This is a genomic window from Allorhizobium sp. NPDC080224, from assembly GCF_050281005.1.
GTDB lineage: Bacteria > Pseudomonadota > Alphaproteobacteria > Rhizobiales > Rhizobiaceae > Allorhizobium.
In genome coordinates, this window is record NZ_JBNNWJ010000001.1 from 902,996 (window position 1) to 928,631 (window position 25,636).

Here is a 25,636-nt window from a genome sequence, read left to right on the forward strand (position 1 = left end):
CCGCTTTCCATGCATCGATATGATAATTTTAATGTTTTAGACCCATTCTGGCACGTGTGAGAGAACCGTACCAGGAAGCATGAATGGGTCCCGCCGGACTAGGCCCTGAGCAGCACCGCCAGAGCGACCAGAAGACGACAGGCTACACCGATCGCTTGACCGGCCTTGGCAACCGCCATCGGCTGGGCGACAAGGTGCGCCAGCTTGCCGCCGACCGCGCGTCTGATCCTGCCCCTTTCACCGTCGGTATCGTCAATCTCGACGGCTTCAAGCCGATCAACGACCTCTTCGGTCAGGCCGCTGGCGACGAAATCCTCTGCCAGGTCGCCCATCGGCTGAAGGCCTGTGTACCGGATGGCGCAACTGTCACGCGACACGACGGTGATGAGTTCGCCATCATCCTTCCGCTCGTTTTCGAGCGCCTCGGCGCCGAGCGCGCCGGCCAGCTGATCAAGGACGTTCTCTCGGCCCCCTATGATCTGGGCGACCGCAATGTGCGCCTCTCCGCCTCCCTCGGTTTTGCCGTCTATCCATTTGCCGGCGAAGATTTCGAGGAACTGATGAAGAGTGCCGAGACGGCACTCTACCGCTCCAAGCGCCGAGGCCGTGGCCAGATCACGGTCTACTCCCGCGAGATCGCCCAGGAGATGAAGCAGGCAACACAGCTCGAACAGGCGCTGCGCAATGCCATCATCAACGACACGGTCGATGTGCATTTCCAGCCGATCGTCCGGCTGCGCGACAACCGCATCGTCGGCTTCGAAGCGCTCGCCCGCTGGATCGATCCGGATCTCGGCTTCGTCTCGCCGGCCGTCTTCGTGCCGCTCGCCGAAGAGCGCGGCTTTATCGACACGCTCTCCGAGACGCTTTTGCGCAAGGCAGCCGAAGCGACCCTCGCCTGGCCGCGCGATCTCTTCCTGTCCTTCAATCTCTCCTCGGTCCAGCTGATGGATCTCCGGACCTCGTTCAACACGCTGTCGATCCTCAACAGCGTCGGCTTCGACCCGCGCCGCCTCGAACTCGAAATCACCGAGACGGCAGTCATGTCCTCGGCCGATACTGCACGGCGTATCATCAAGGAATTGAAGGACGCCGGCATCCGCATTTCGCTCGACGATTTCGGCACTGGCCAGTCGAGCCTTGGCCGTCTGCGCGAATTCACCTTTGACAAGGTGAAGATCGACCGCGCCTTCGTCTCGGCCATCACCACCGACCGCACCTCGGAACACATCATCAAGGCGATCGTCAGCATGTGCGAAGGCCTCGATCTCGAGGTTGTTGCCGAAGGCATCGAGACAGATGCAGAAGCCCAGAAGCTGCGCGAACTCGGCTGCGGCATGGGGCAGGGCTATTATTTCGGCAAGCCGGTCGATGCTGCCGCCACCTTGCGTTACCTCGCCGAGAACCACCACGACTTCGCGCTCGTCGATCGCGCCTCCGCCTGATCCTCTTGTCCCTCAGGTCTGTTTCAGCAGCCAGTCGCGCACCCGTGTGGCAGCCGCGCTAAGTTCGCGCGACCGCGGCCAGACGACATGGAAGGCCTGACCGGTTCTAAGCGCATGGCCGCCGACTTCCACGAGTTGCCCCTGGTCGATCAACCGCTCGACCAGATGCTTCCAGCCGAGCGAAATGCCTTGGCCGGCGAGCACCGCCTGGATCACCAGAACATAGTCGTTGATCGCCAGTCGTCGCCCCGTTGGCCGATAGTCTATCCCGGCCGAGGCAAACCATTCCGGCCAGCTGCAGGCCTGGCGCACCGGTTCTTCCAGCCAGATCAGCCGGTGCCGGGCGATCGCTTCGGGACTGTCCGGCAAGCCGTTCGCCTCGACGAAGGCGGGGCTCGCGACGGCCGTCACGATCTCCGGCGCCAGCTCCGCCGAATGATAATGCGGCCAGTCTTGCGGATTACCACCGCGCACCCCGAGCGGAATGTCTTCCTCGTCGAGATCGAGATCCCGCACGCTGGTCTGGATCCGGAGGTCGATATCGGGCAGGTCGTCCCTGAGGGCGGAAAGTCGCGGCAGCATCCACATTGAAGCAAAGGCAGTGGAGGCCGCCAGCGTCACGTTCACCTCGCGCCCCTTCATCCTGATCTCTTCTGCCGCCCGGCCGATCCGCGATAGCCCGGCCGAGACATCGGCATGAAACCGCTCGCCAACCTCCGTCAGCCGCGCTGCCCGGTGCTGCCGCTCGAAGAGCTGCGTGCCGAGCTGTTGTTCGAGCCCACGGATGGCATAGGAGACCGCCACCTGCGACATGCCGAGCTCTTCGGCCGCCCGAGTGAAGTTCTCGTGTCGACCCGCGGCTTCGAAGATCACCAGCGCATTGGCCGAGGGGATGAGGCTGCGAAATGTAGTCATAAGTTGAGCTTATCGCATCTCCAGCAATTTTCCAGCGTCACAGCAGCTTTGGCCTGAACTAGCCTCTGAGAAAACGAGGGGAAGCGTCATGGATCAGGCACTTGCGGAAAACCCGGGCACGCGCAGGCAGCGATCGGCTCGCAGGGGTGGGGCGATCGTTTCGCCGCTCGTAGTGCCGTACATCCGACGCAACATCCCGACCTACGACATCCTGTCGGAGGAAAATCTCGAACGTATCGAAGCGGTTGCCGATCGCATCCTCGCCGAAATCGGCATCGAGTTTCGCGACGACCCGGCAGCGCTGGAGCTCTGGCGCAAGGCGGGCGCCGAGATGGATGGACTTCGCGTGCGGTTCCCCAAGGGAATGCTGCGCGAGATCCTTGCCTCGGCCCCGGCAGTCTTTACCCAGCACGCCCGCAATCCGGCCAACAATGTCGAAATCGGCGGCAATGCCGTCGTCTTCTCGCCGGCCTATGGCTCGCCCTTCGTCATGGACCTCGATAAGGGCCGCCGCTATGGCACGATCGAGGACTTCCGCAACCTGATAAAGCTTGCCCAGTCCTCGCCCTGGCTGCACCATTCCGGCGGCACGATCTGCGAACCTGTCGACGTGCCCGTCAACAAGCGCCACCTCGACATGGTCTACAGCCACATGAAATATTCCGACCGCCCTTTCATGGGCTCGGTGACGGCAGAGGACCGTGCCGAAGAATCGATCGAAATGGCCCGCATCCTGTTCGGAGCCGATTTCGTCGACCGGAACTGCGTCATCCTCGGCAATGTCAACGTCAACTCGCCGCTCGTCTGGGACAGCACCATGACCAAGGCGCTGCGTGCCTATGCCCGGGCCAACCAGGCAGCCGTCATCGTCCCCTTCATCCTCGGCGGTGCCATGGGCCCGGTCACCAATGCCGGGGCAATCGCCCAGTCGCTGGCTGAGACCATGGCCGGCTGTGCCCTGACCCAGCTGGAACGTAAGGGTGCGCCGGTCATCTTCGGCAACTTCCTCTCCTCAATGTCCCTGCGTTCGGGCTCGCCGACCTTCGGCACGCCGGAACCTGCGATCGGCTCCATGGTCATCGGCCAGCTCGCCCGGCGGCTGAAGCTGCCGCTCCGCTGTGCCGGAAACTTCTCCAATTCCAAACTGCCGGATGCCCAGGCCATGCAGGAGGGCGTCATGTCGATGCTATCAGCCGTGCATTGCGGCGCGAACTTCATCCTGCATTCGGCCGGTTTCGTCGATGGCCTGCTGGCCATGTCCTACGAAAAGTTCGTCATGGACACCGATTTCTGCGGCGCCCTGCATTCTTACCTCGCCGGCGTCGTGGTCGATGACAACACTCTCGCCATGGATGCCTTCGAAGAGGTCGGCCCCGGCAGCCACTTCTTGGGCTCGGCCCACACCATGCGCAACTACCAGACCGCTTTCTGGGATTCGGCCCTATCGGATAACGAGCCCTTCGAAAAGTGGTCGGAAGCCGGCTCGACCGACATGGCGACGCGCGCCAATGCCCGCTGGAAAAAGACGCTTGCCGAATACGAAGCGCCGCCTTTGGATGTCGCCATCGACGAGGCGCTTCTAGACTATGTGGGTCGCACGAAGCGCGCCAAGCCGGACGCCTGGTATTGAACGGAATGCATGACGAATGACCGGGAACCGTGATCCCCTTCTCCAGCCTTTCCAGCTGAAGCACCTGACGCTGAAGAACCGCATCATGTCGACGGCGCATGAACCGGCCTATTCGGAAGCGGGCATGCCGACAGAGCGCTACCGGCTCTATCATGTCGAAAAGGCGAAAGGCGGCATCGCGCTCACCATGACGGCGGGCTCGGCCAGTGTGAGTCGCGACAGCCCGCCGGCCTTTGGCAATCTCTTGGCCTGGAAGGACGAGATCGTCCCGCATCTGAAGCGTCTGACCGATGACTGTCACGAGCATGGCTGCGCCGTGATGATCCAGCTCACCCATCTCGGCCGTCGTACCAATTGGAACAAGGGTGACTGGCTGCCGGTGCTGGCGCCTTCGCCGATCCGCGAGCCGGCGCATCGGCATTTCCCTAAGGAAATCGAGGACTGGGATATCGAGCGCATCGTTGAGGATTATGCGACAGCCGCCGCCCGCATGCAGGAAGCCGGTCTCGATGGCATCGAGTTCGAGGCTTACGGCCATCTGATGGACAGCTTCTGGTCGCCGGCCACCAACCGCCGCGAGGATGAATTCGGCGGCTCCCTCGACAACCGCATGCGCTTTTCCAACCTGGTGATATCAGCCGTCAGAAAGGCTGTCGGCCCGGATTTCATCGTCGGCATCCGCATGGTCGCCGACGAGGACTGGGACAAGGGCCTGAGCCGCGATGAAGGTATGGAGATCGCGAAGCGCTTCGCAAGCTCCGGCAAGATCGACTTTCTCAACATCATCAGGGGGCATATCGAACACGACGCGGCACTCAACAACGTCATCCCGATCCAGGGCATGGCGGCCTCGCCGCATCTCGATTTCGCCGGTGATATCAGGGCGGCGACCAAATTCCCGGTCTTCCATGCCGCCCGCATCGCCGATGTCGCGACAGCCCGCCATGCGATTGCAGAGGGCAAGCTCGACATGGTCGGCATGACCCGCCCCCATATCGCTGATCCGCATATCGTCAGAAAGATCATCGAGGGCCGCGAGCACCAGATCCGCCCCTGCATCGGCGCCACCTATTGTCTGGACCGCATCTATGAAGGCGGCGAGGCGCTCTGCATCCACAATGCTGCGACAAGCCGCGAGGCACTGATCCCCCATGACCTGCGCAAGGCTGACAAGCCTCGCAAGGCGGTCGTGGTCGGCGCAGGGCCGGCAGGCCTCGAAGCCGCGAGGGTGCTCGCCGAGCGCGGACACGCCGTCGATGTCCTCGAAGCCTCGGGCAAGGCCGGTGGCCAGGTCAATCTGCTGATACGCAATCCGCGCCGCAAGGAAATGATCGGCATCGTCGACTGGCGTCTGGCAGAGCTCGATCGTCTGGGTGTGAGCATCCACTACGACACCTATGCCGGCGTCGACGACGTGCTTGGCTTCGATCCCGATCTGGTTGTCATCGCGACCGGCGGCATCGCTCAGTCGCCGGAACTCGAGGCAGGCGATGATCTCGTCACCTCGAGCTGGGACATCCTCGCCGGGAGCGTGAAGCCCGAGGGGCCGGTTCTGCTCTGCGACGACAATGGCGGGCATCCCGGCATGAGTGCCGCAGAAGTCATTGCCAATGCTGGCGTCGAACTCGAAGTGGTCTCCCCGGAGCGCTTCTTCGCGCCGGAGATGGGCGGCATGAACCATGTGCCCTACGCCAAGACCTTCGCCGAAAAGGATGTCCGGGTCACGATCAACACCAAGCTGGTGAGCGTCCGACGAGACGGTAATGCTTTGCTCGCGACACTCGGCTCGGACTTTTCTGAGGTGCGCGTGGAGCGACGCGTCGCCCAGGTGGTCGTGGAGCATGGCACCATGGCCAATGCGGATCTCTATCTTGAACTGAAGCCGCTTTCACGCAATCGCGGCGCCGTCGACTATGCCGCGCTGATCGCCCGGCGCGAGCCCTTGCCGCTCAAGGATGACGCCGCCAGCTTCGACTTGGTACGCATCGGGGATGCGGTTGAAAGCCGCAACATCCACGCCGCCGTCTACGATGCACTTCGCTTTTGCAGCCTGCTGTAGCGCATAGCAAAAGGCGGCGCTGAAGCGCCGCCCCTTAGGACCTTAACACGTCCCACGTTCCGGGATTAGTTGTCCGTCGACGAGGTGGTGGTGCCGTCGGTCGGAGCCATTGTGCCCGTGTTACCAGCGTCGGCAGCCTGATCTGACAGAGTACGGAACTCCGGAGCGTTGCGCAGGCTGTCAGCCGTTTCCGTGGTGGTCAGGCGAACTTCTGCGTCAGCGACAGCCTCGGTGGTGGTCGTCGTCGTGGCTGCATCGCCCGTGCCGGTCATGGTCGCATCATCCATTTCGCGGCTGATGGTGATCTTGTCGAACGGGATGGCGACGTTCTTCTGGCCAATGCCGAGGAAGCCACCTACGCCGACGACTGCGGCGACGATGCCACCGTCTTCCTGCACGAGCAGGTCGTTGATGTCACCGATCGACTGGTTGTCGGAGGTGTAGATCGGCTGGCCCATGAAATCGTTGACCGAGATCTGGTTTTCAGCCTGTTCCGTCAGATAAGTGGCCGAGCCGGCAGCGTCAGCGGGAGCCTGGGCAGTGGTGCCCATCGTGCCGTCCGTCGAAGCGCCCGGGGTGACCGGAGCAGGCGTCGTGGTGGTGCCGTCCATAGTGGCCGGCGGCGTCGTCGTTGCACCCGGAGTTGCGTCCTGAGCGACGGCAAACGGGGCCATTGCGGTGGAACCGAGCAGCATGGCTGCGGCGAGGGTCTTGAGAGACTTGTTCATGGTGGACCTACCTTTCCTCTGAGATGGTCTGCGACTGACACTGCCCTTGCTGAAGTGCTGGGCGGCGTCGGTTCGAGAGGAAAATGTCCGGCGGCCTAGATCGTTCCGCTGGCGAAGTCCTGAATATTTTGAGGGGGTTGCGGGAACAAATTACGCCGATCGCAGTTTGCGGGGCCGCTTCAGGCCCCGCCCCTCAGAGCCAGATACTCAGAGTTTGAACCGCGGCTCGGTCTTGCCCTTGACGCTCACGCCGAGATCGAAGGTGACGCCTGCGAGCGGGTCTTTGGACCGTTCCGCATCTGTGAGTCCCTCCCAGCAGGAGGTCACGGCGAGGCGATCGAGATTGACGCCATAGAATGCCGGGCAGGTCGGCCGGCGCATCGGGGCTGCGTAGCGAGCGATATGGCGACCGTCAGGCGCGTAGCGATCCACCGCGCCGCCGTCCCAGTTGGCATTCCAGATCGTGCCTTCGAGATCGACGACCGATCCGTCAATGACGCCCTCGCGCTGAGACTGATCGATGAAGACAGTCGGAGCGGCAGTGGGCAGACCGGTCGCCGAATCGAGCTCGACCCGCATCATGTGATTGATCTTCGAATCGTTGAAATAGCCGACGCTGCCATCCGGCGAGAAGCAGATGCCGTTCGGAATGCTGACGGCGTCAAAGAGCTTGGTCACGGTTGTCCCGGCCACATGATAGATGGCGCCGGCACCGGTCTCCGCCGTACGGCTCATCGTGCCGATCCACAGGGCGCCGCTCGGATGGACGCGGCCGTCATTCGAGCGGTTCTGCGGCTTGTCCTCGATATTTCCATAAAGGGAGAGGGTGCCGCTCATCGTGTCGCGCAGGAAGAGCCCCTGGTCGGAAGCGATAAGCTGCCGCGTCTCATCGACGATAGCGAGCACGCTGCCGAGGAAGGGCAGGGCATGTCTGGTCAGACGGCCGCCGGCAACATCGAGTTCGCACAGCGTCTTGCCGAGGATGTCGAACCAGAAAAGCGCGCCTGTCGTCGGGTCGTAGGTCGGACCCTCTCCCAGTTCCATGCGCTCTTCGGTCAGCGTCCTGCCAGTGAAGCTCTCTGTCGCGATCACGCGCGTCCTCCTTGTCGATTTCGTCTATCTCTGCCGTACGACCAAGGTCGCAAACAGGGGTTTACGGTAAAATTTATGGGGTATCTGGACCCCTGGCACTTTACAAGTCTATGCTCCGGCAACCTAAGGGAACAGATTCGGTTTTGGTATCGCCTTTGGGGGTCCTTCAAGCATTCTTATCGCAAGGTCTCTGACACGGGAGCACGCGAGATCAAAGGATCGGCTGAAGCCAGGTTTCGCCACGCCTTCGATCCGCAGCCAATGGCAGGTGTTTTAGCAGTTGACGTATACGTCTTGGACAATCTCCTCGATAATCACGACCGGTGACCCGGTATGGACGGGTGTGTGATGACGAACCAGGACATGGCAGCCGCCGAGCGCGTCGAGGGTCTGATCACCGACGTCAAAGGTTTCAAGACCCAGTTCGACGTCTTCCGTTTTATGAAGCGTGTGACGGAGCTTTACGGCGCCCGTGCCTTTATGGTGCTGAATATGCCGGGTGCCACAGCGCAGGAACTCGGCAGCAGTTCGATCATCACCAACTGGCCGTCCGATCTCCTGACTGAGTTCGATCAGATTTCCCTGTTGTCGGGCAGTCCTGTGCTGGCCCATCTGCGCCGCTCGTCGGTCCCCCTGCGTTTCGACATCGATGACGTGGCACTGCAGCGTGATCCTCGATCCGGCGAGGTCTCGAAGGCGCTGTTTACCCGCTTCCGCATGAACCGCGGATCCTATTTCCCCGTCCATGATGCAACGGGTGCCCGAGGGGCCGTCTCCTTCATCGGCGACCGCGACCCCTTCAACACGCTCGAGATGATGGAACTCGCCTATATCGCGACGCATGTCTTCAATCGCCTCGCTGAAATCCGCGAGATGGACAGCCGCAACAGTGACATGCTGACCGAACGGGAACTCGACTGCCTCAATTGGACGGCGGCCGGAAAGACCAGCGTTGAGATCGCGGAAATCTTGACGCTCTCGGAGCACACGATCAACCACTACCTGAACCGCGCGACGAAGAAGCTGGACGCGGTCAATCGCACCCAGGCCGTCGCCAAGGCCCTCCGGCTCGGCTTGATCAAGTAAGAGTAAACGCTGGTGCATTTTTGTGCGCCACCCACCACGTCAGCCTAGTTTCCCGGCACAATTCCGATCTGGTGAGGCACATAACGCCTTTGCAGCCACATTTCCCGCCCTTTGAAAACTGGCACGCTTTCTGCATTGCTAGTGCCAGTCCAGAGGGGACGTTGCACGACACCCGTTAACGGGTGCAGCCTGACAAGCCGCCGCGGGGGGTGCTCTCCGCAGGCGGCTTGTCTGTTTTGGCCGCAATGGTCGCAGCCACGATCCGTATTTGCTGTTGGCGAATGTCTCCTGCTCCATTATCTGATTTCGCAGACGTGAAAGACGTAAGCGGAAAGAAGATTGAAATGGCCGAACTGTCGCGTGATCGGGTGATTGAGGCGCTGAAGGGGATCCGCGGACCGGATCTCGATGGCAACATTGTCGACCTTGGTATGGTATCGGATGTCTTCATCTCCGACGGCAAGGTCTACTTCTCCATTAATGTGCCTGCCGAGCGCGCCCAGGAACTGGAGCCACTGCGCCAGGCTGCCGAGCGAACAGTGAAGGCTCTGCCCGGTGTGAGCGGTGCGGTGGTCAGCCTGACAGCCGAGCGCAAACAGGGCGCCACCCCGCCGCCGCGCCCGCAGCCTGCAGCCCCCGCCCACAACCACGCCCACAGTCATGGCCCGGCGCAGAGCGGACCACAGCGCACGAAGGCTGGAGTCCCTGGCATCGAAGCCATCATCGCGGTCGCCTCCGGCAAGGGTGGCGTCGGCAAGTCGACCACGGCGGTCAATCTGGCGCTGGCGATGAAGGCAAACGGTCTGCGCGTCGGCATTCTTGACGCCGATGTCTACGGTCCTTCCATGCCGCGCCTTCTCGGCATTACCGGGCGCCCGCAGCAGATCGAGAACCGCATCATCGTGCCGATGGAGAATTACGGCATCAAGGTCATGTCGATGGGCTTCCTCGTCGATGAAGGGACCGCGATGATCTGGCGCGGCCCGATGGTCCAGTCGGCCCTGATGCAGATGCTGCGCGAAGTCGCCTGGGGCGATCTCGACGTGCTGGTCGTCGACATGCCGCCGGGCACCGGTGATGCGCAGCTGACCATGGCCCAGCAGGTACCGCTGTCGGGGGCGGTCATTGTCTCCACCCCGCAGGACCTTGCCCTTATCGATGCGCGCAAGGGCCTGAACATGTTCAACAAGGTCGAAGTGCCCGTGCTCGGCATCGTCGAGAACATGAGCTACTTCATCGCGCCGGATACGGGCAATCGCTACGACATCTTCGGTCATGGTGGCGCGAGGGCCGAGGCCGAGAAGATCGGCGTGCCCTTCCTCGGCGAAGTGCCGCTCACCATCTCGATCCGCGAGACCTCGGATGCCGGAACGCCTGTCGTGGTCAGCGAGCCGGACGGGCCGCAGGCGAAGATCTATCGCGACATCGCGACCAAGGCCTGGGAACAGGTCAAGGCTCGATCGGGTCGCGCAGCGCCGGCGATCGTCTTCGAATGATCGCCGCTTGAAGGGGGCTTCGGCCGGCATCGCGCCTTCTTGAGGCGTGCGCCGGCTGCATTGCAGTGCTGCAACAATTGCTTTGGCATTCCATCCGGGACTATGATTGGTTCCGGATCCAAACCGCGCGGCGTGCCATGAAGGTGACCAGTCCTTGATACGGGCCTATCGACGAGACGGAAGTGCCGAAATCATCGGCGCCGAGCCTCAAGCCAGCAATTTCCCCGATGACATCATCTGGATCGACCTGATCAAGCCGAGCCGCGACGAGGAGCACTTCGTCGAGAGCCGGATCGGCATTCCGCTGCCGACACCGGATGAGCTGAAGGACATCGAACCGTCCAGCCGGCTGTATGTCGAGCACGATGCGATCTACATGACGGCCTCGCTGCTCTACAGAGCCGATTCCAGCTATCCGCTGCTCACCGACGTCGCCTTCATCCTCCATCGCGGACGCCTGATCACCATCCGCTATGCCGAGCCCAAGGCCTTCGAACTCTTCAGTGCGAGCCTCCTGCGCCTGAACGGACAGTGCGACACCGGCGCGAAACTGCTCGGCCATCTCTTGGAGACGATTGTCGACCGGACCGCCGAGATCCTGGAAACGCTGGCTTCACGCCTCGATGCGCTCTCGATCACGGTCTTCGTCAATCGCAAGGCCGCCAAGCGCCGTCCGCCGCGCTTCCTGGAAGACAAGCTGCTCGATATCGCCAGCCATCATCAGCTTGTAGGCAAGGTGCGTGATAGCCTCGTCTCCTTGTCTCGCCTGGTTCTATTCCTGCAGTCGCAGCCGGCGGTGCGCCGGGAGGAAGATGCCGCCGAACTCTGCGGCCTGGTTGTCCGCGACCTTCAATCCCTTGGCGAGCACGCGGCTTTTGTCGCCAACAACATCACCTTCATGCTTGATGCCTCGCTCGGCCTCATCAATGTCGAGCAGAATGCCATCATCAAGATCTTCTCGATCGCCTCGGTGGTCTTCCTGCCGCCGACCCTTGTCGCGTCGATCTACGGCATGAATTTTGAAGTCATGCCCGAACTCGCATGGAACTTCGGATACCCCATGGCGCTTTTTGCCATGCTGCTCTCCGCCATCATCCCCTTCTTGTTTTTCCGTTGGAAAGGCTGGCTCTGACGAGCCTGGTATCCCATGCCACAACTCGATCACCAGCCCGCGGCTGGTCCGAAGGATGCACGCAGTCTTTTTCTTCTCGCGCTCGGATCTGTCGGTGTCGTTTATGGCGACATCGGCACGAGCCCGCTCTATGCCTTCCGTGAGGCCCTGAAGCCGATCGGTGTCGACGGCATCACCCGCGTCGAAATCATCGGCCTTATCTCGCTGATGATCTGGTCGCTGACGATCATCGTCACGCTCAAATATGTCCTCTTTCTGCTGCGTGCTGACAATGACGGCGAAGGCGGCACCCTCTCGCTTCTGGCGCTGCTCTCTAAGTCGGCAAACGGTCACGGCCCGGTTCTGATGGTGCTGGGCCTGATTGGCGCCGCACTCTTCCTCGGCGATTCCATGATCACGCCGGCGCTCTCGGTCTTGTCGGCCGTCGAAGGCTTGAAGCTCGTCGCGCCCGATATGTCCGATTACATCGTGCCGATCTCGCTTGCGATCCTGATCGGCCTCTTTGCGGTCCAGTCACGCGGAACGGGAGCCGTCGCGCGCTTCTTCGGGCCGATCACGGCGGTCTGGTTCATCGTCATGGCAGCCGGCGGCATCATGCATATCTTTGATGACATCGGTATCTTCTCAGCCTTCAATCCCTGGTATGCGGTGAGCTTCCTGCTGCGCGAGGGCTTCCTCGGCATCATCGTGCTTGGCGCGGTCTTCTTGACGGTCACGGGTGCGGAAGCGCTCTATGCCGACCTCGGCCATTTCGGCCGCAAGCCGATCCAGCTCGCCTGGTTCGCGCTGGTCTTTCCGGCGCTCGTCCTGAACTATCTTGGGCAGGGGGCTCTGGTCCTCAGCGATCCCTCCACGGCCTCGGATCCTTTCTTCCTGATGTTTCCGTCCTGGGCGCTCCTGCCGATCGTGATTCTGGCAACCTTCGCAACCATCATCGCCAGCCAGGCCGTGATCACCGGCGCGTTCTCGCTGGTCCGCCAGGCGATCCACCTCGGCTTCCTGCCGCGCATGCAGATCCTCTTCACCTCCGAAACACAGAGCGGCCAGATCTATCTGCCCTCGGTCAACACGCTTCTGCTCGTCGGCGTGCTCTCGCTGGTTCTGCTCTTCGAAAGCTCGGAGGCGCTCGCGACCGCCTACGGCATCTCGGTGACCGGTGCCATGGTGGTGACGACCGTCATGGCTTTCGAATTCGTCCGCAAGAGATGGAACTGGAGCCTGGTGCTCGCAGCCGCGGTGCTGACCCCGTTACTCCTTCTCGAATTGGTCTTCCTCGGCGCGAACCTTCTGAAGATCCATGATGGCGGCTACATACCGGTCCTCTTCGCCGCAGCCTTCACCGTGGTCATGTGGACCTGGCGCCGCGGCACGGCGATCCTCTTCCAGAAGACCCGCCGCGACGATGTCCCGCTTGAAGCCTTCATCGCCATGATCGAGAAGAAGGGCGAACACGGCCCGACCTGCGTCGCCGGCACGGCCATCTTCCTGACCAGCGACCCGACCTGTGCGCCGGCCGCCTTGATGCACAATCTGAAGCACAACCATGTCATCCACGAGCGCAACATCATCCTGACGATCCGCACACTTGGACGCCCCCGGATCGCCGAGGTGGATCGGTTTGCGGTCGAGGAATTGTCCGAACGTTTCTCGCGGGTCGAGATCCGCTTCGGTTTCATGGAAACGCAGAACGTCTCCAAGACGCTGGCGAGCCTCCGCCGTGGCGGGTTGAAGTTCGACATCATGTCGACCTCCTTCTATCTCGGCCGTCGCAAGCTGGTCGCCGGCCAGGGCATGGGCATGCCCCACTGGCAGGACCGGCTTTACATCGCGCTTGCGGAGGCAGCGGCCGACCCGTCCGACTATTTCCGCCTGCCGGCAAACCGCGTGATCGAACTCGGATCACACGTCATCATCTGACCGGCCCAACATACCTCGATGAGCTTCAGGACCGTCGGCATGCCCGGCGGTCCAGCCATTTTTTGCCCTGCTGCTCCCAAAGCTGTGATCGCGCATTAACCAAGCATCAAGGTTAACGAGAGATATTCCTCTAATGTAATCCTGTTTGGGTTCGAAGCGTCGGACCCGTGTCAGCGTGTGTTGGAGTGTGGCCTTGCGTCCCAAGTTTCGTCCTTCGAAGAAGGTCCTCTCCCGACTGGAGAACTGGACCTCTCCCCTGGTCTTCGGCCTTGCGTCGTGGCTGATCTTCCCCACCGTCGCCGCTCAGGCCGATATGGCGGGCCTTCTGACCGGTCTCGACCGCGGTGCCAGCAATTGGCGCATGGTGATGACGTCGACGCCGGCCGGCTCGATCCACGAAGCCAGTCTCGCCTTCTCGGAAGGGGAGGCGTCCGAGGCGCTGTCCGGTGGTGCTGGCTTGATCCTGCCCGACGGTCGCCGCATCGCTTTCGATGGCGGCAAGGCCGATCCTGATTCCTTGCCGGACGAAATGCGTGTCACCCGCGACCAGAAGAAGGGCCGGGTCATGGCCGTCGAGCCCATGCTGCCGCCGCGCGCCTTCTCGGCCGGATCTATCTTGCAGCGGACGAGCTCGCTTATGGAGCCGGAGCTCAAGACACCGTCCGTCTTTGCCCGGGAGGAAGACAAGTCCAAGCCCGTCGAACTCGCAAGCTTCTATTTCAAGCGCGAAAAGCCGGTCGCCGATCCCTCACTGTCGCCGATGATTGCAGATCTCGTGACCAATTCCGTGCCTGATGTGCTGGCGACTGCCTATGCGCCGCCCGCCCCGGACTATGCGAGCGTTTCGCCCTTCGACAGCATCCTGACCGACAAGCAGCAAGAGCAGGGCCGTTTCATCCCCGATATCGATCCGGAGGATCACGCCTGGGCCGCGACCCCGCTGCCGGCAGCCGTCTTTTCCGACAAGGAACAGAAGTGCCTGGCGGAAGGCATCTATTTTGAAGCCCGTGGCGAATCGGTGAAGGGCCAGGCGGCCGTCGCCCAGGTCATCCTCAACCGGGTGCGCAATCCGCATTATCCCGACACGATCTGCGGAGTGGTCTATCAGAACGAAAATTGGCGCAACCGCTGCCAGTTCTCCTTCGCCTGCGATCGTATCCCCGACATCGTCACGTCTCCGCGCCACTGGAAGATTGCCAAGGAGATTGCCATGGCCGTCACCGCCGGCAAGATCTGGTTCAAGGATGTCGGCTCCGCCACCCACTACCACGCGACCTATGTGAAGCCCGCCTGGGGCCCGACGATGAAGCGCGTGGACAAGATCGGCAAGCACATCTTCTATCGCACCTATGGCGGCGGGTGGAGCTGAAAACCCTTCAGCGCTGCCTGTCGAGCCAGTTCGACAGCAGCGGCACGACCAGGAATGACAAGGCATAGGTGAGTGGCACCGTGACGAAAATGTAAAGCATCGGCGTCAGATTGCCCTTGGGGCCAAAGGCGAATGCCGCCTGCACGCCGATCATCCAGCCTAGGATGACACTGATCAGGATGCGGACTAGAAAGCGCGTCATCTCTTCCCCCGGGCAGGACGTCTCCCAGGAGCCTCCCATGTCCGTCCCAGTTCCGCAATCGTCACGCATGCCCGCCCTGAGCCTGCAATCAACCGACCCACACGTCTCCGTGAATGTGGCAGATTCTGGTCCATGGTTGCGACGGATTGACCGGATTTGTCGTCCGTCATCTGCGACGATTCTGCGTCTTGGACTTAAGTCTATGATTTTTCGGGGTTAATTTGTGGTGAAACTTGGTGCTGTCACGCCTTGACTATGCAGGGGCTCAAAATTATGGTGCGCCCGACTTCAAAGCGGGCCAGAAGGGTTTCTATCTCGCCGTTTCTGCATTCAATTCGGGCGCATAAACGGCGCTTGAGACAGGCGACGGTCGGAGAAAGCCATGACGGACCACCGGGAAGAAGATCTGGAAGAGCGCCGCAGACGGCTGACCACGGAACTCGCTGAGCGGGACGCCAAGGTCAAGGACGACGAGCGAGCCGAGATCAATGCCGACCAGACCCGTAAGGGATATGGTATGGCAATGAAGATCTCGAGCGAATTCATCTCCGCCATCATTGTCGGTGCCCTCCTGGGTTATCTTTTCGACTACTTTGTGGGCACGGGGCCGTGGGGCATGATCGTCATGCTTATGATCGGTTTCTGCGCCGGCGTGTTGAACGTCATGCGCGTCGTCGGGGTCGTGGCATCGCCACATCCTGCGGATCGCAGACTGGACTTGGACGACAAGGGCAACGGTCGCTGACGCGCCGGCCCGGAAACGAGAATGACCGCTTCGGCGGCGAAAGCGAAAGAGCAGAACGTGGCAAACGATCCCACTTCCCAGTTCCTTGTGAAGCCGATTGTACCGATCGAAATCGGCGGGATTGATTTTTCGTTCACCAACGCATCCCTGTTCATGGTGGCAACCGTTGCCGCTGCGTCGGGCTTCCTCTACTTCTCGACAGCCAATCGCGGCCTGATCCCGACGCGCATGCAGTCGGTCGCCGAAATGGCCTATGAGTTCATTGCCTCCATGCTGCGCGAAGGTGCTGGCGCCAAGGGCATGCACTTCTTCCCGATGGTGTTCTCGCTGTTCATGTTCGTCCTGACGGCAAACCTGCTCGGCATGTTCCCCTACTTCTTCACGATCACCAGCCAGATCATCGTGACCTTCGCGCTGGCCCTGTTTGTGATCCTGACGGTCCTGATCTACGGCTTCTACAAGCACGGACTGCACTTCCTCTCGATCTTCGCGCCGTCTGGCGTGCCGGTGGCCCTGTTGCCGCTGGTGTCTGCAATCGAGGTCGTGTCCTTCCTGTCGCGTCCGATCAGCCTTTCCGTCCGTCTTTTCGCCAACATGCTGGCCGGTCACATCACGCTGAAGGTCTTCGCAGGCTTCGTCGTGTCGATGAGTGCTGCCGGTGCCGTCGGCGTCGCAGGCTCCATCCTGCCTCTCATCATGACGGTCGCCATGACCGCTCTCGAATTTCTCGTTGCCTTCCTGCAGGCTTACGTCTTCGCGGTACTGACTTGCATGTACCTGAACGACGCCGTGCACGGTGGTCACTGAGAATAAAGTCGCTGGCCCCGGTGTCCCGGGTGTCAAAAACAGCCGCAACAACCCATTCGAAGGAGTATCCATATGGAAGCGGAAGCAGCAAAGTACATCGGCGCGGGTCTCGCATGCCTCGGCATGGCTGGTACGTCCCTCGCTCTCGGCCGTATCTTCGGTGACTACCTGACCGGCGCACTGCGCAACCCGTCTGCTGCTGACAGCCAGTTCGGCCGTCTGGTATTCGGCTTCGCCGTTACGGAAGCTCTGGGCATCTTCTCGCTGCTCATCGCTCTCCTTCTCCTGTTCGCCGTCTAATAACGGCTGGAGTTTGAGATCACGGCGCGCCGACAAGGCAGCCGTGATCTCGCGCATTTGAGCATACACCTGGAGGTGAGCATGTTTGTGACCCCCGCCTTTGCCCAGGAAACCCCGGCAGAAGGCCAGCTTCACACAGAGACCGGCGTGGCCCACGACGAGGCTCATGGCGGCGGCGTGTTCCCGCCGTTCGATTTTTCGACCTATCCGTCGCAGCTTCTGTGGCTGGTGATCACGTTCAGCGTGTTCTACATGCTCATGCAGAAGGTTATCGTTCCGCGCCTTGGCGGCATTCTCGAGAACCGTCATGACCGCATCGCGCAGGATCTGGACGAAGCAGCTCGTCTGAAGTCCGAAGCCGATGCCGCCATCGAAACCTACGAGCGCGAGCTGACCGCGGCCAAGGCGAAAGCCGGCCAGATCGCTTCTGCCGCTCGTGACGCTTCCAAGGCCAAGGCCGATGCGGAGCGTGCTGCGATCGAGACGGAACTCTCCGCCAAGATCGCCGCTGCCGAAAGCCGCATTGCCGATATCAAGGCGCGCGCTTTCGCGGAAGTCGACACGATCGCCATCGACACCGTTGGCACGATCGTTGAAGAACTGATCGGCGCCAAGTCGACCGCAGCCGACATCAAGGCCGCCGTCTCCGGCGTCGCCAAGCAGGGAGCGTAAGCATCATGGACGCTTCATTTTTCGCACTCGTTGCCCTCGTTCTCTTCTTCGTCCTGCTCGCCTACCTGAAGGTACCGGGCATGATGGGCAAGGCTCTCGACGAGCGCGCCGACAAGATCCGTGACGAACTGGCCGAGGCCAAGCGTCTGCGCGAAGAGGCCCAGCACCTGCTGGCCGAATACCAGCGCAAGCGCAAGGAAGCCGAAGCCGAGGCTGCAGCCATTGTGGCTGCCGCTGAGCGCGAAGCCGCTGCCCTGACCGCGGAAGCCAAGCAGAAGACCGAAGAGTTCGTTGCACGCCGCAACGCGCTTTCCGAGCAGAAGATCAAGCAGGCCGAGACTGAAGCCGTGAACGCCGTTCGCGCCGCAGCCGTCGACCTGGCGATTGCCGCTGCCGAGAAGGTTCTGGCTAGGAAGTCTGACGAAGCCGTACAGCAGACGCTGTTCAAGGCCTCCGTCGGTGAAGTGAAGTCGCGCCTGAATTAAGGCCGGCCGACTGCCGACATCATCTTCATTCTGACGCCCCGATCGGTCTCCGCTCGGGGCGTTTTCTTGTTCGGCTGAGGGCCGTCGAGTTGAAGCAGCGTGACCTTTGATCGGCTGTGCCTCGCCGACGCACATGCGCGGGCAAGACCGTGGCTAAGCGCGGACAAGGATTTTAGAGATTTTCGTCCGCTGGCGCTGCGATTTTCAACGGCCGGAAGCTCATCCGATGCAAGGGGCAGGGGCCGTGCGTCACGATGGCGCTGCGGTGGCGATCCGTGCCGTATCCGGCATGGACCTCGAAACCATAGCCGGGATAGACGAGACCTGCCCTCACCATCATGCGGTCCCGCATCACCTTGGCGATGATAGAGGCGGCGGCGATAGAGACCGATCGCGCATCGCCCTTCACGACGGCCTCGCCGGCGCAAACCAGGCCGGGGGGAACATCTCGGCCATCGGCCAGCACATGCCGGGCCTCGTGGTCGAGACCGGCGACGGCCCGGCGCATGGCATCGAGGCTCGCCTTGCGGATATCGATGAGATCGATGCGCTTAGGCGAAGAGGACGCAATCGAAACTGTCGCCTCGGCCAAGATATGCTCATAGAGCACGTCGCGCTGGGCGGCGGAGAGCTTCTTGGAATCGTTCAGCCCATCAGGGATCCGCTTCGGATCGAGGATCACGGCTGCGGCGACCACAGGGCCCGCCAGAGGACCGCGGCCGGCCTCGTCCGTCCCGGCCACCGGCCAAAGGCCTTGACGCTTGGCGCGGCTCTCCAGCGAGAAATCCGGGACAAGCGGCATGTCTGGAAAGAGGCCAGGAGAATCGGGTGGCGTGCGACGTTTCATGCGGCAGAAATCGCACGCGCACCCGACCTCCTGCAAGTCCCCGGTCCCGATCGCGATCATGGCGAAGGGGGCGGCTTACCAGGGACTACATCCGGTGCGAGGCGGCGGACAACAGCACCGGAATACGAAAACAAACCCAAGTCAGAGCAGCGACAGCTGCACTCCGTCGCTGTCGGGCGAGATGAACAGGTCTTCCCTGAGATGCAGGCTGCGGCGCATCAGGCCGAGCCGCTTGGTCGCCATCTCGAAGCGACGACTGATCTGCCAGGCATAGGGACCCGCCCCCTTCATCCGCTTGCCGAATTCGGCATCGTAATCCTTGCCGTCGCGCATCGAACGCACCAGCGACATCACGTGGCGATAGCGGTCCGGATAGTTCTGCAGCAGCCAGTCGCGAAACAGCGGGCTCACTTCGAGCGGCAGGCGCAACAGCACATAACTCGCCTCCGTCGCCCCTGCGGCCTTGCCGCTGTCGAGGATCCGTTCGATCTCGTGGTCGTTCAGGGCAGGAATCACCGGCGCCACCATCACGGCCACGGGGATCCTGGCCTCCGACAGGGTCTTGATCGCCTCCAGCCGCTTGGCCGGCGTCGAGGCGCGGGGCTCCATCGTGCGTGCGAGCTTGCGATCCAATGTGGTCACGGAAATCCCGACCTTGACCAGCCCCCGCTCGGCCATCGCCTTCAGGATGTCGATATCGCGCAGGATGAGCGCCGACTTCGTCACGATCACCACGGGGTGGTTCGCCTTGTCCAGCACTTCGAGGATCTGTCGCATGATGCGCCATTCCCGTTCGATCGGCTGATAGGGATCGGTATTGGTGCCGATTGCGATCGGCTTTACCTTGTAGCCCGGCTTCGACAGTTCTCGTTCCAGTAGGCGCGGCGCATCCGGCTTGGCAAACAGCTTCGCCTCGAAGTCGACGCCTGCCGACAGGCCCATATAGCTGTGCGTCGGCCGGGCGAAGCAATAGATGCAGCCATGCTCGCAGCCCCGATAGGGGTTGATCGACCGGTCGAAGGGAATGTCGGGTGAATCGTTGCGCGTGATGACCGTGCGCGGCTTCTCGACCTGCACTTCGGTCCTGAAGGGCGGCATGTCCTCAAGTGTATGCCAGCCGTCATCGAAGGCGACGCGTTCCTGGCTCTCGAATCGGCCGGCCGGATTGATCCCGGCCGCACGCCCGCGCCGCCGATCGATCTCGATCCGCATGCCGGACGCGTTCATCAGCGCATCGGCAATATCTGCCGTATTGCCGGGCTGAAATGCAGCCTGGCTCACAAGAGACAGCTCGGTCATGTTTGGCTCCTCGCGGGCGTTGCAGCCTCGCTCAATGACTTTATTCCTAGCGCCAAAAAGGGAACAATGCAAGAACAAACTTCAAAAAACTGTCTGTGGCAAAACTTTGTGCAATGCGATAGATATAGGCAATGCTGACAGTGATCATGGAATGCCACGACCAGGAACCCGAGCTCGCACAGACCTTGTCCGTGCTGGTGGCCGGCGCTGTCGAGGGTCTGGTCAGCGATGTCATCGTGCTTGACCACGGCTCGACCGATGGCTCGTCCGTGGTTGCCGACGCTGCGGGATGCCGCTTTTATCAGCAATGGGACATGAAGCATGTGCTGGCGGCGGCGCGGGGCGAATGGCTGCTGCTGATCGAACCGGGCGCGCGGCTGGGGCAGGGCTGGGTGGACGAGGTTGCGGAGTATGTCGCGCTCAACAAGGCGCCGGCCCGTTTCTCCGAATCGCGGTTATACCGGCTGCCCTTCTATCGGCGGCTCACGCGCTCGACGCCGCTGCTTGAGAATGGCCTGCTGATCCCGAAGCGTCAGGCACAGGGGCTCGCAGGCGAGGGCAGGGAACTGCTTCAGCTGGCCCGCGGCCACAAGCTGCGCCGCCTTGCCTCCGAGATCATTCCCTCTTGGGTGGCCCGCGAAGCGCGCCGCTAATCAGCCCTGGCTGCGTCTCAGATGCTCGTCGAGCCGGGGCATGATTTCTACGAAATTGCAGGGCATGTGGCGATAGTCGAGCTGGAGCTTGATGATCCCGTCCCAGGCATCCTTGCAGGCGCCGGGAGAGCCCGGCAGCACGAAGATGAAGGTTGCGTTGGCGACGCCACCGGTCGCGCGGGACTGGATCGTCGATGTGCCGATCTTGTCATAGGAGATGCGGTGGAAGACTTCCGAAAAACCGTCCATGCGCTTTTCGAACAGCGGCTCCAGCGCCTCTGGCGTCACGTCCCGCCCGGTAAAGCCCGTGCCACCGGTGGTGATCACCACGTCGATGTTGGGATCCTTCGTCCAGGTTCCCACCTGTTCCCGGATCGCCGCCTTGTCGTCCCTCACGATCGCCCGGGCAACAAGCCGGTGCCCGGCCTCTTCGATGCGCGCGACCAGCGTGTCGCCGGATTTGTCGTCGGAAAGGCTGCGGGTGTCGGAAACGGTGAGCACCGCAATGCCAACGGGAATGAAGGGGCGGCTTTCGTCGATGCGGCTCATGGGCTCTCTCCCGGAACGGTGCGTGTCAGGAGCACATACCAGTTCGGCCTATAGGCTGATAGCGCCAAGGCCGCCTTCATCGCAGCAGCCTCCGTCTCGTAGAGCCCGAAACAGGTGGCACCCGACCCCGACATCCGCACGAAGCCTGCCAAGCTCTGTCCCAGCAGTTCGCAGGCCTCGGCAATCTCAGGCACCAGCGCTTCCGCCGGCGGCTGCAGGTCGTTGCGCAGGGCGGAAAGCGATTGCATCCAGTCAGCCGCGTTGGTGAGCAAGCCTAGCTCGCCGATCGGCTCATTGTCGCGGCGCTGAAGGCTGCGAAAGATCTCCGGCGTGGACACGGGCTTCAGTGGATTGACGAGCACCAGCGGAACGGATGGCATATCTACCTTCTCGATTGCCTCACCGATCCCGCGCGCGCGCAGCGGCGTCGAGGCAAGGCACATCGGCACATCGGCGCCGAGCTTCATTGCGATCTGCTGCAACGTCTCGGCCGGCAGTTCCGCCTTCCAGAGCCTGAGCAGCCCCCGCAGTGTCGCTGCCGCATCTGCCGAGCCACCGCCAATCCCCGACGCGATCGGCAGGCTCTTGTCGAGGAGAATGGAAACGGCGCCGTGTGGCTGGCTGCATTCGTCGAGGGCGGCCCGAAGCAGATCGCGCGCCTTCAGAACCAGATTGTCCTCGGCTGAAAGCTCGGCCCCAAAACGCCCGACGACACGGAAGCTGTCGCTGTCAGCCGTCTCGAAGGCGAGTTCATCGCCGTCCTCGGCAAAGGTCACGAGACTGTCGAGAAGATGATAGCCATCGTCCCGCCGACCTGTGACGTGCAAAGCAAGATTGATCTTGGCCGGAGCCGTCTCGACGATCCGCTCCGGCCGGCGCTCTGCAGTGTCTGTCATGCGGCTCAGGTCTTCTTGTCGTCTTTCTTGGGCTCTTCGACCGGCTTGGTCTCGACCTTGGCAGCATCCGCCTCGATCGCCGGCAAGCCCTTTTCGATCTTCGCCTGGATCTTCGGAACCTCGGCCTCTTCCGGCTCGGAGGCGAGCGCCCGCTTCCACTGATACTTGGCTTCGAGTTTGCGACCGACGCGCCAGTAGGCATCGCCCAGATGGTCGTTGATCGTCGCGTCCCCGGCGCGCAGCTCGACGGCCCGTTCGAGCTCGACCACCGCTTCCTCGAAGCGGCCGAGGCGGTAATAGGCCCAGCCGAGCGAATCGACGATGTATCCATCATCCGGCCGCAGCTCGACAGCCTTCTTGATCATCTCCAGGCCTTCCTGGAGGTTGCGATTCATGTCGACCCAGGAATAGCCGAGATAGTTCAGCACCTGCGGCTGATCGGGGTTGAGTTCCAGCGCCTTGTGGAAGTTGGGCTCCGCCTTGTCCCACTTCTTCAGCCGCTCATAGGCGATGCCGCGCTGGAAGAAGACCGACCAGTGGTTCCGCGCCGGGTTCTGACCGATGATCTCGATCGCCTTGTCGTAATTGTCCGCCATGGCCGCATAGTCCTTGGCATCGGACAGCACGCTGCCATAGGCGAGATAGCTTCTGATATCCTGCGGATCGGAGGCGATCAGGGCGAGCAGATGTTCGCGCGCTTCCTGAACCTTGCCGGTCTCGGCAAGCGTCAGACCAAGCTGCAGCTCGGAGATGCGCCGCATCGGCGAAGTCTCGGGCACCTGACGGTAGAATGCGATCGCCTTTTCCGGCTGCTTTGCATTCTCGGCGATCCCGCCGAGCAGGATCAGTGTGTCGGCGGCATCCTTGTCCAGCGCATGGGACAGTTGGAGATAGAGCATCACCGTGTCCTCGGCACCTTCACGGTTCAGCGCGCCACCGATCGAGAAGAGCACGCCGGCCGCACCCTGTGCTGCCGTTGCGACGACCGGCTTCGGCTGGCCGCCGGCCTCGATTTCGGTGCGAAGCGCCTTGAAGGGGGCGAAGTTGGTGATCAGTTCGTCACCGGCCGAGAGGGCGTCGAGAGCCTTTTGCTTGTTGCCGGCCTGGGCCTCCAGGGTTGCAAGCGCGATCACCGAACGGGCGAAGGTATCAGGCGCGGTTGCCCCCCCATTGCGGTCTGTCACCGTATCGGTGAGTGCCTTTCGGGCGGCATCGACATCGCCGATCATCGCGGCCATGACGCCGACATTGTAGTTGCGGAAAATCCCGTACCAGCTCGGACCATCGAGATCCTGCACGAGCTTCAGCGCTTCCTTGCCCTTGCCTTCGCCGACCTTGGTCCAGGCGATCAGCAGCTGGTTCATCAGCCGGTCGAGATCGTTCGGTCCCTGATACTTGAAGTGCTTGAGCGCTTGCGCGTAGTCGCCGTCTCGGATGGCGCGAAAGCCGAGCGCCACGGAGGTGACTCGCTCCACGGCCGGATCTTTCTCCAGAACCTTGGCGAGATCCACGCCCTCGTCGAACTCGCCGTTCATGATGAGCGCAATCATCAGCCGCTGCTGAAGCTCAAGCTCGTTCGGCGTGAATTCCAGGGCCTTCTTGTAGAACTTCACAGCACTCGGATAATCGCGATCCGCTTCCGCTGTCCGGGCGGCCAGGAAGGCGCCCGCGAAGGAATCGACGCTACCGATATCGAAACTCTCGGCCTCGGTGGGCTGGGTATTGGCAGCAGCCAGTGCCTGCGGCGCCTGGGAGACGCTGAGCAGCAGCGCAACCGCGGTGCCGGCGAGAGTGCGAAGGGCAAAGCTTTGCCGCATGAACGAGCCTTTCAAGAACCGAGAGCAAGCGCGGGTCGCCCGCGCGCGGGCGATTGGCGATGATTCACGGACAGAATGGCTTTTTTGAAGCAGCCTCGCAAGGCAATCGCTGGATCTGCGTCAATTCACGCGCGCGATGCAGAAGTCGATCACGTCGTTGAGGGCGCTTTTCCACGGCGTTTCGGGCAAGGGCGCCAAGGCATCGCGTGCAATGGTGCCGTAATGCTGCGCCCGCTGGATCGTGTCGTTGAGCGCGCCATATTTGCCGATCAGGCCGAGCGCCTTTTCGAGCCTTCCATCGTCGTTCTGTCCACCTTCGATGGATTCCTTCCAGAAATCCCGCTCGGCAGCCGTGCCACGGCGATAGGAGAGGATGACCGGAAGCGTGATCTTGCCCTCGCGGAAATCGTCGCCGACATTCTTGCCGGTCTCGGCAGCCTTGCCGCCGTAGTCCAGCACGTCGTCGACCAGTTGGAAGGCAAGGCCGAGATTCATGCCATAGGATTTCATCGCGCTGCGGGTTGCCTTGTCGGTGCCAGCCACGATCGGGCCGACTTCGGCGGCCGCTGCAAAGAGCGCCGCGGTCTTGGCGCGGATGACGGCGAGATAGTCGTCCTCCGTCGTTTCCATGTTCTTGGCGACGGAGAGTTGCAGCACCTCACCCTCGGCGATCACGCAGGCTGCGGTCGAGAGGACGTCGAGCGCCTCGAGCGAGCCGACTTCGACCATCATCCGGAAAGCCTGCCCGAGCAGGAAGTCGCCGACGAGCACGCTCGCCTGGTTGCCCCAGATCGTACGGGCGGTGTTCTTGCCACGGCGAAGATCGCTCTCGTCGACCACGTCGTCATGCAACAGCGTCGCCGTGTGCATGAACTCGACAGAGGTCGCGAGCTTGATGTGATGATCGCCCTCGTAGCCGAACATGGCGGCTGTCGCGAGCGTCAGCATCGGGCGAAGCCGCTTGCCGCCGGATGAGATCAGGTGGTTTGCCACCTCCGGGATCATCTGAACGTCCGAGCCTGCCTTCGACAGGATCAGCTGATTGACGCGCTCCATGCCGCTTTTGGTCAGGTCCACCAGAGGCTTGACGGACGCCTGTTTGTTTTTGCTTTCCTCAAGCGGTATGACTACGCCCAACGCACCGGACTCCTGTTCAGTTTGGTTGCCGACCATAAAAAGCCCGGAAGGCCACGGCAAGGGGCGAATTGCCTCGGTCCGGGCCTGAAAGCCGGTTTAGCTGTTAACAGTGAGTTCTGAAATCGATGCATGAGATCATTCGCAGCAACGACGTCGTCCTGCTCTCCTTTGCCGAAAGCCTGATGCGCGACGCCGGGATCGCCTCGATGATCGCAGACCAGTCCATGAGCATCCTTGAAGGGTCGCTCGGCATGCTGCAGCGCCGCCTGCTGGTCGATTCCGACTGTGTCGACCAGGCCCGCCGAATCCTGACCGATGCCGGCCTTGGGGCAGAACTGCGCGACCGCGAAGCGTGAGG

25 protein-coding genes are annotated in these 25,636 nt (G+C 61.9%); 15 read left to right on the top strand and 10 right to left on the bottom strand.

The genetic code is table 11. The features are described 5' to 3' along the window. Positions 1 to 83 precede the first annotated feature (83 nt). Positions 84 to 1,445 (top strand): putative bifunctional diguanylate cyclase/phosphodiesterase, encoded by a 1,362-nt coding sequence (locus tag ACQKP1_RS04340; RefSeq protein WP_427274329.1) that lies wholly within the window; start codon positions 84 to 86, stop codon positions 1,443 to 1,445. Positions 1,446 to 1,457: 12 nt separating this feature from the next. On the opposite strand, the gene ACQKP1_RS04345 is transcribed toward ACQKP1_RS04340, so the two are convergent. Continuing rightward, a complete protein-coding gene (locus ACQKP1_RS04345; protein WP_203013222.1) occupies positions 1,458 to 2,360 on the bottom strand; it encodes a LysR substrate-binding domain-containing protein in 903 nt (300 codons plus the stop codon). Positions 2,361 to 2,448: 88 nt separating this feature from the next. Here ACQKP1_RS04345 and ACQKP1_RS04350 point away from each other — a divergent pair, with 88 nt between their 5' ends. Beyond that, positions 2,449 to 3,990: a trimethylamine methyltransferase family protein gene (locus tag ACQKP1_RS04350; protein ID WP_427274330.1), complete on the top strand. Its 1,542-nt coding sequence runs from the start codon at positions 2,449 to 2,451 to the stop codon at positions 3,988 to 3,990. Between the two features lie 16 nt (positions 3,991 to 4,006). Further along, positions 4,007 to 6,049, top strand: coding sequence for an NAD(P)-binding protein (locus ACQKP1_RS04355; RefSeq protein WP_427274331.1), 2,043 nt, complete (start codon positions 4,007 to 4,009; stop codon positions 6,047 to 6,049). Positions 6,050 to 6,114: 65 nt separating this feature from the next. Here the strand turns inward: ACQKP1_RS04355 and ACQKP1_RS04360 are convergent, their stop codons facing one another. Both ACQKP1_RS04360 and ACQKP1_RS04365 read right to left on the bottom strand, forming a co-directional pair. Then, positions 6,115 to 6,777: a PRC-barrel domain-containing protein gene (locus ACQKP1_RS04360; protein WP_203013227.1), complete on the bottom strand. Its 663-nt coding sequence runs from the start codon at positions 6,775 to 6,777 to the stop codon at positions 6,115 to 6,117. Positions 6,778 to 6,984: 207 nt separating this feature from the next. Next, positions 6,985 to 7,821 (bottom strand): SMP-30/gluconolactonase/LRE family protein, encoded by an 837-nt coding sequence (locus ACQKP1_RS04365; RefSeq protein WP_427276397.1) that lies wholly within the window; start codon positions 7,819 to 7,821, stop codon positions 6,985 to 6,987. Positions 7,822 to 8,217: 396 nt separating this feature from the next. On the opposite strand from ACQKP1_RS04365, the gene ACQKP1_RS04370 reads away from it, so the two are divergent. The 5 genes from ACQKP1_RS04370 (at position 8,218) to ACQKP1_RS04390 (ending at position 14,869) form a co-directional block, all read left to right on the top strand. Continuing rightward, positions 8,218 to 8,955: a helix-turn-helix transcriptional regulator gene (locus ACQKP1_RS04370; protein ID WP_203013230.1), complete on the top strand. Its 738-nt coding sequence runs from the start codon at positions 8,218 to 8,220 to the stop codon at positions 8,953 to 8,955. A gap of 344 nt (positions 8,956 to 9,299) precedes the next feature. After that, entirely contained in the window at positions 9,300 to 10,451 is a 1,152-nt protein-coding gene (gene apbC, locus ACQKP1_RS04375; protein ID WP_203013232.1) for an iron-sulfur cluster carrier protein ApbC, read from the top strand. Between the two features lie 154 nt (positions 10,452 to 10,605). After that, positions 10,606 to 11,583 carry a magnesium transporter CorA family protein gene (locus ACQKP1_RS04380; protein WP_427274332.1) on the top strand — a complete coding sequence of 326 codons (978 nt, stop codon included), beginning with the start codon at positions 10,606 to 10,608 and terminating at the stop codon, positions 11,581 to 11,583. 15 nt (positions 11,584 to 11,598) lie between these two features. Then, positions 11,599 to 13,500 (top strand): potassium transporter Kup, encoded by a 1,902-nt coding sequence (locus ACQKP1_RS04385; RefSeq protein ID WP_427274333.1) that lies wholly within the window; start codon positions 11,599 to 11,601, stop codon positions 13,498 to 13,500. A 193-nt stretch (positions 13,501 to 13,693) separates the two neighbouring features. Further along, on the top strand, positions 13,694 to 14,869 hold the full coding sequence (locus tag ACQKP1_RS04390) for a cell wall hydrolase (RefSeq protein WP_427274334.1): 1,176 nt from the start codon (positions 13,694 to 13,696) through the stop codon (positions 14,867 to 14,869). Positions 14,870 to 14,876: 7 nt separating this feature from the next. Here ACQKP1_RS04390 and ACQKP1_RS04395 read toward each other — a convergent pair whose 3' ends face one another. Continuing rightward, on the bottom strand, positions 14,877 to 15,071 hold the full coding sequence (locus tag ACQKP1_RS04395) for a hypothetical protein (RefSeq protein WP_427274335.1): 195 nt from the start codon (positions 15,069 to 15,071) through the stop codon (positions 14,877 to 14,879). Positions 15,072 to 15,453: 382 nt separating this feature from the next. Here ACQKP1_RS04395 and ACQKP1_RS04400 point away from each other — a divergent pair, with 382 nt between their 5' ends. The 5 genes from ACQKP1_RS04400 (at position 15,454) to ACQKP1_RS04420 (ending at position 18,080) form a co-directional block, all read left to right on the top strand. After that, a complete protein-coding gene (locus ACQKP1_RS04400) occupies positions 15,454 to 15,816 on the top strand; it encodes an AtpZ/AtpI family protein (RefSeq protein ID WP_006726633.1) in 363 nt (120 codons plus the stop codon). A gap of 57 nt (positions 15,817 to 15,873) precedes the next feature. Continuing rightward, positions 15,874 to 16,623 (top strand): F0F1 ATP synthase subunit A, encoded by a 750-nt coding sequence (locus ACQKP1_RS04405; RefSeq protein WP_203019927.1) that lies wholly within the window; start codon positions 15,874 to 15,876, stop codon positions 16,621 to 16,623. Between the two features lie 72 nt (positions 16,624 to 16,695). Further along, positions 16,696 to 16,923 (top strand): F0F1 ATP synthase subunit C, encoded by a 228-nt coding sequence (locus ACQKP1_RS04410; RefSeq protein ID WP_006726635.1) that lies wholly within the window; start codon positions 16,696 to 16,698, stop codon positions 16,921 to 16,923. A gap of 81 nt (positions 16,924 to 17,004) precedes the next feature. After that, entirely contained in the window at positions 17,005 to 17,595 is a 591-nt protein-coding gene (locus ACQKP1_RS04415) for a F0F1 ATP synthase subunit B (protein ID WP_203013247.1), read from the top strand. 5 nt (positions 17,596 to 17,600) lie between these two features. After that, positions 17,601 to 18,080, top strand: coding sequence for a F0F1 ATP synthase subunit B (locus ACQKP1_RS04420; protein WP_427274336.1), 480 nt, complete (start codon positions 17,601 to 17,603; stop codon positions 18,078 to 18,080). Between the two features lie 172 nt (positions 18,081 to 18,252). Here the strand turns inward: ACQKP1_RS04420 and ACQKP1_RS04425 are convergent, their stop codons facing one another. Together ACQKP1_RS04425 and ACQKP1_RS04430 are read right to left on the bottom strand one after the other, a co-directional pair. Next, positions 18,253 to 18,927: a ribonuclease HII gene (locus ACQKP1_RS04425; protein WP_427274337.1), complete on the bottom strand. Its 675-nt coding sequence runs from the start codon at positions 18,925 to 18,927 to the stop codon at positions 18,253 to 18,255. Positions 18,928 to 19,068: 141 nt separating this feature from the next. After that, positions 19,069 to 20,226 (bottom strand): PA0069 family radical SAM protein, encoded by a 1,158-nt coding sequence (locus tag ACQKP1_RS04430; RefSeq protein WP_427274338.1) that lies wholly within the window; start codon positions 20,224 to 20,226, stop codon positions 19,069 to 19,071. A 131-nt stretch (positions 20,227 to 20,357) separates the two neighbouring features. Between ACQKP1_RS04430 and ACQKP1_RS04435 the strand changes: the two genes are divergently transcribed. Then, positions 20,358 to 20,879, top strand: coding sequence for a glycosyl transferase (locus tag ACQKP1_RS04435; RefSeq protein WP_427274339.1), 522 nt, complete (start codon positions 20,358 to 20,360; stop codon positions 20,877 to 20,879). On the opposite strand, the gene moaB is transcribed toward ACQKP1_RS04435, so the two are convergent. The 4 genes from moaB to ACQKP1_RS04455 all read right to left on the bottom strand — a co-directional run bounded on the left by moaB (position 20,880) and on the right by ACQKP1_RS04455 (position 25,278). Next, complete coding sequence (moaB, locus tag ACQKP1_RS04440) at positions 20,880 to 21,428, bottom strand: molybdenum cofactor biosynthesis protein B (RefSeq protein WP_427274340.1); 549 nt, start codon at positions 21,426 to 21,428, stop codon at positions 20,880 to 20,882. Next, a complete protein-coding gene (locus ACQKP1_RS04445; RefSeq protein ID WP_427274341.1) occupies positions 21,425 to 22,324 on the bottom strand; it encodes a 4-(cytidine 5'-diphospho)-2-C-methyl-D-erythritol kinase in 900 nt (299 codons plus the stop codon). Before ACQKP1_RS04445 ends, moaB begins: the two co-directional genes overlap by 4 nt. Positions 22,325 to 22,329: 5 nt before the next feature. After that, the gene (locus tag ACQKP1_RS04450) at positions 22,330 to 24,141 is read right to left on the bottom strand and encodes a tetratricopeptide repeat protein (RefSeq protein WP_427274342.1); all 1,812 of its coding nucleotides are present in this window, start codon (positions 24,139 to 24,141) and stop codon (positions 22,330 to 22,332) included. A 120-nt stretch (positions 24,142 to 24,261) separates the two neighbouring features. Continuing rightward, the gene (locus ACQKP1_RS04455) at positions 24,262 to 25,278 is read right to left on the bottom strand and encodes a polyprenyl synthetase family protein (RefSeq protein ID WP_427274343.1); all 1,017 of its coding nucleotides are present in this window, start codon (positions 25,276 to 25,278) and stop codon (positions 24,262 to 24,264) included. 125 nt (positions 25,279 to 25,403) lie between these two features. Here ACQKP1_RS04455 and ACQKP1_RS04460 point away from each other — a divergent pair, with 125 nt between their 5' ends. After that, positions 25,404 to 25,634, top strand: a complete 231-nt coding sequence (locus ACQKP1_RS04460; protein ID WP_054148845.1) for a DUF2007 domain-containing protein — start codon at positions 25,404 to 25,406, stop codon at positions 25,632 to 25,634. The last annotated feature ends 2 nt before the right edge of the window (positions 25,635 to 25,636 follow it).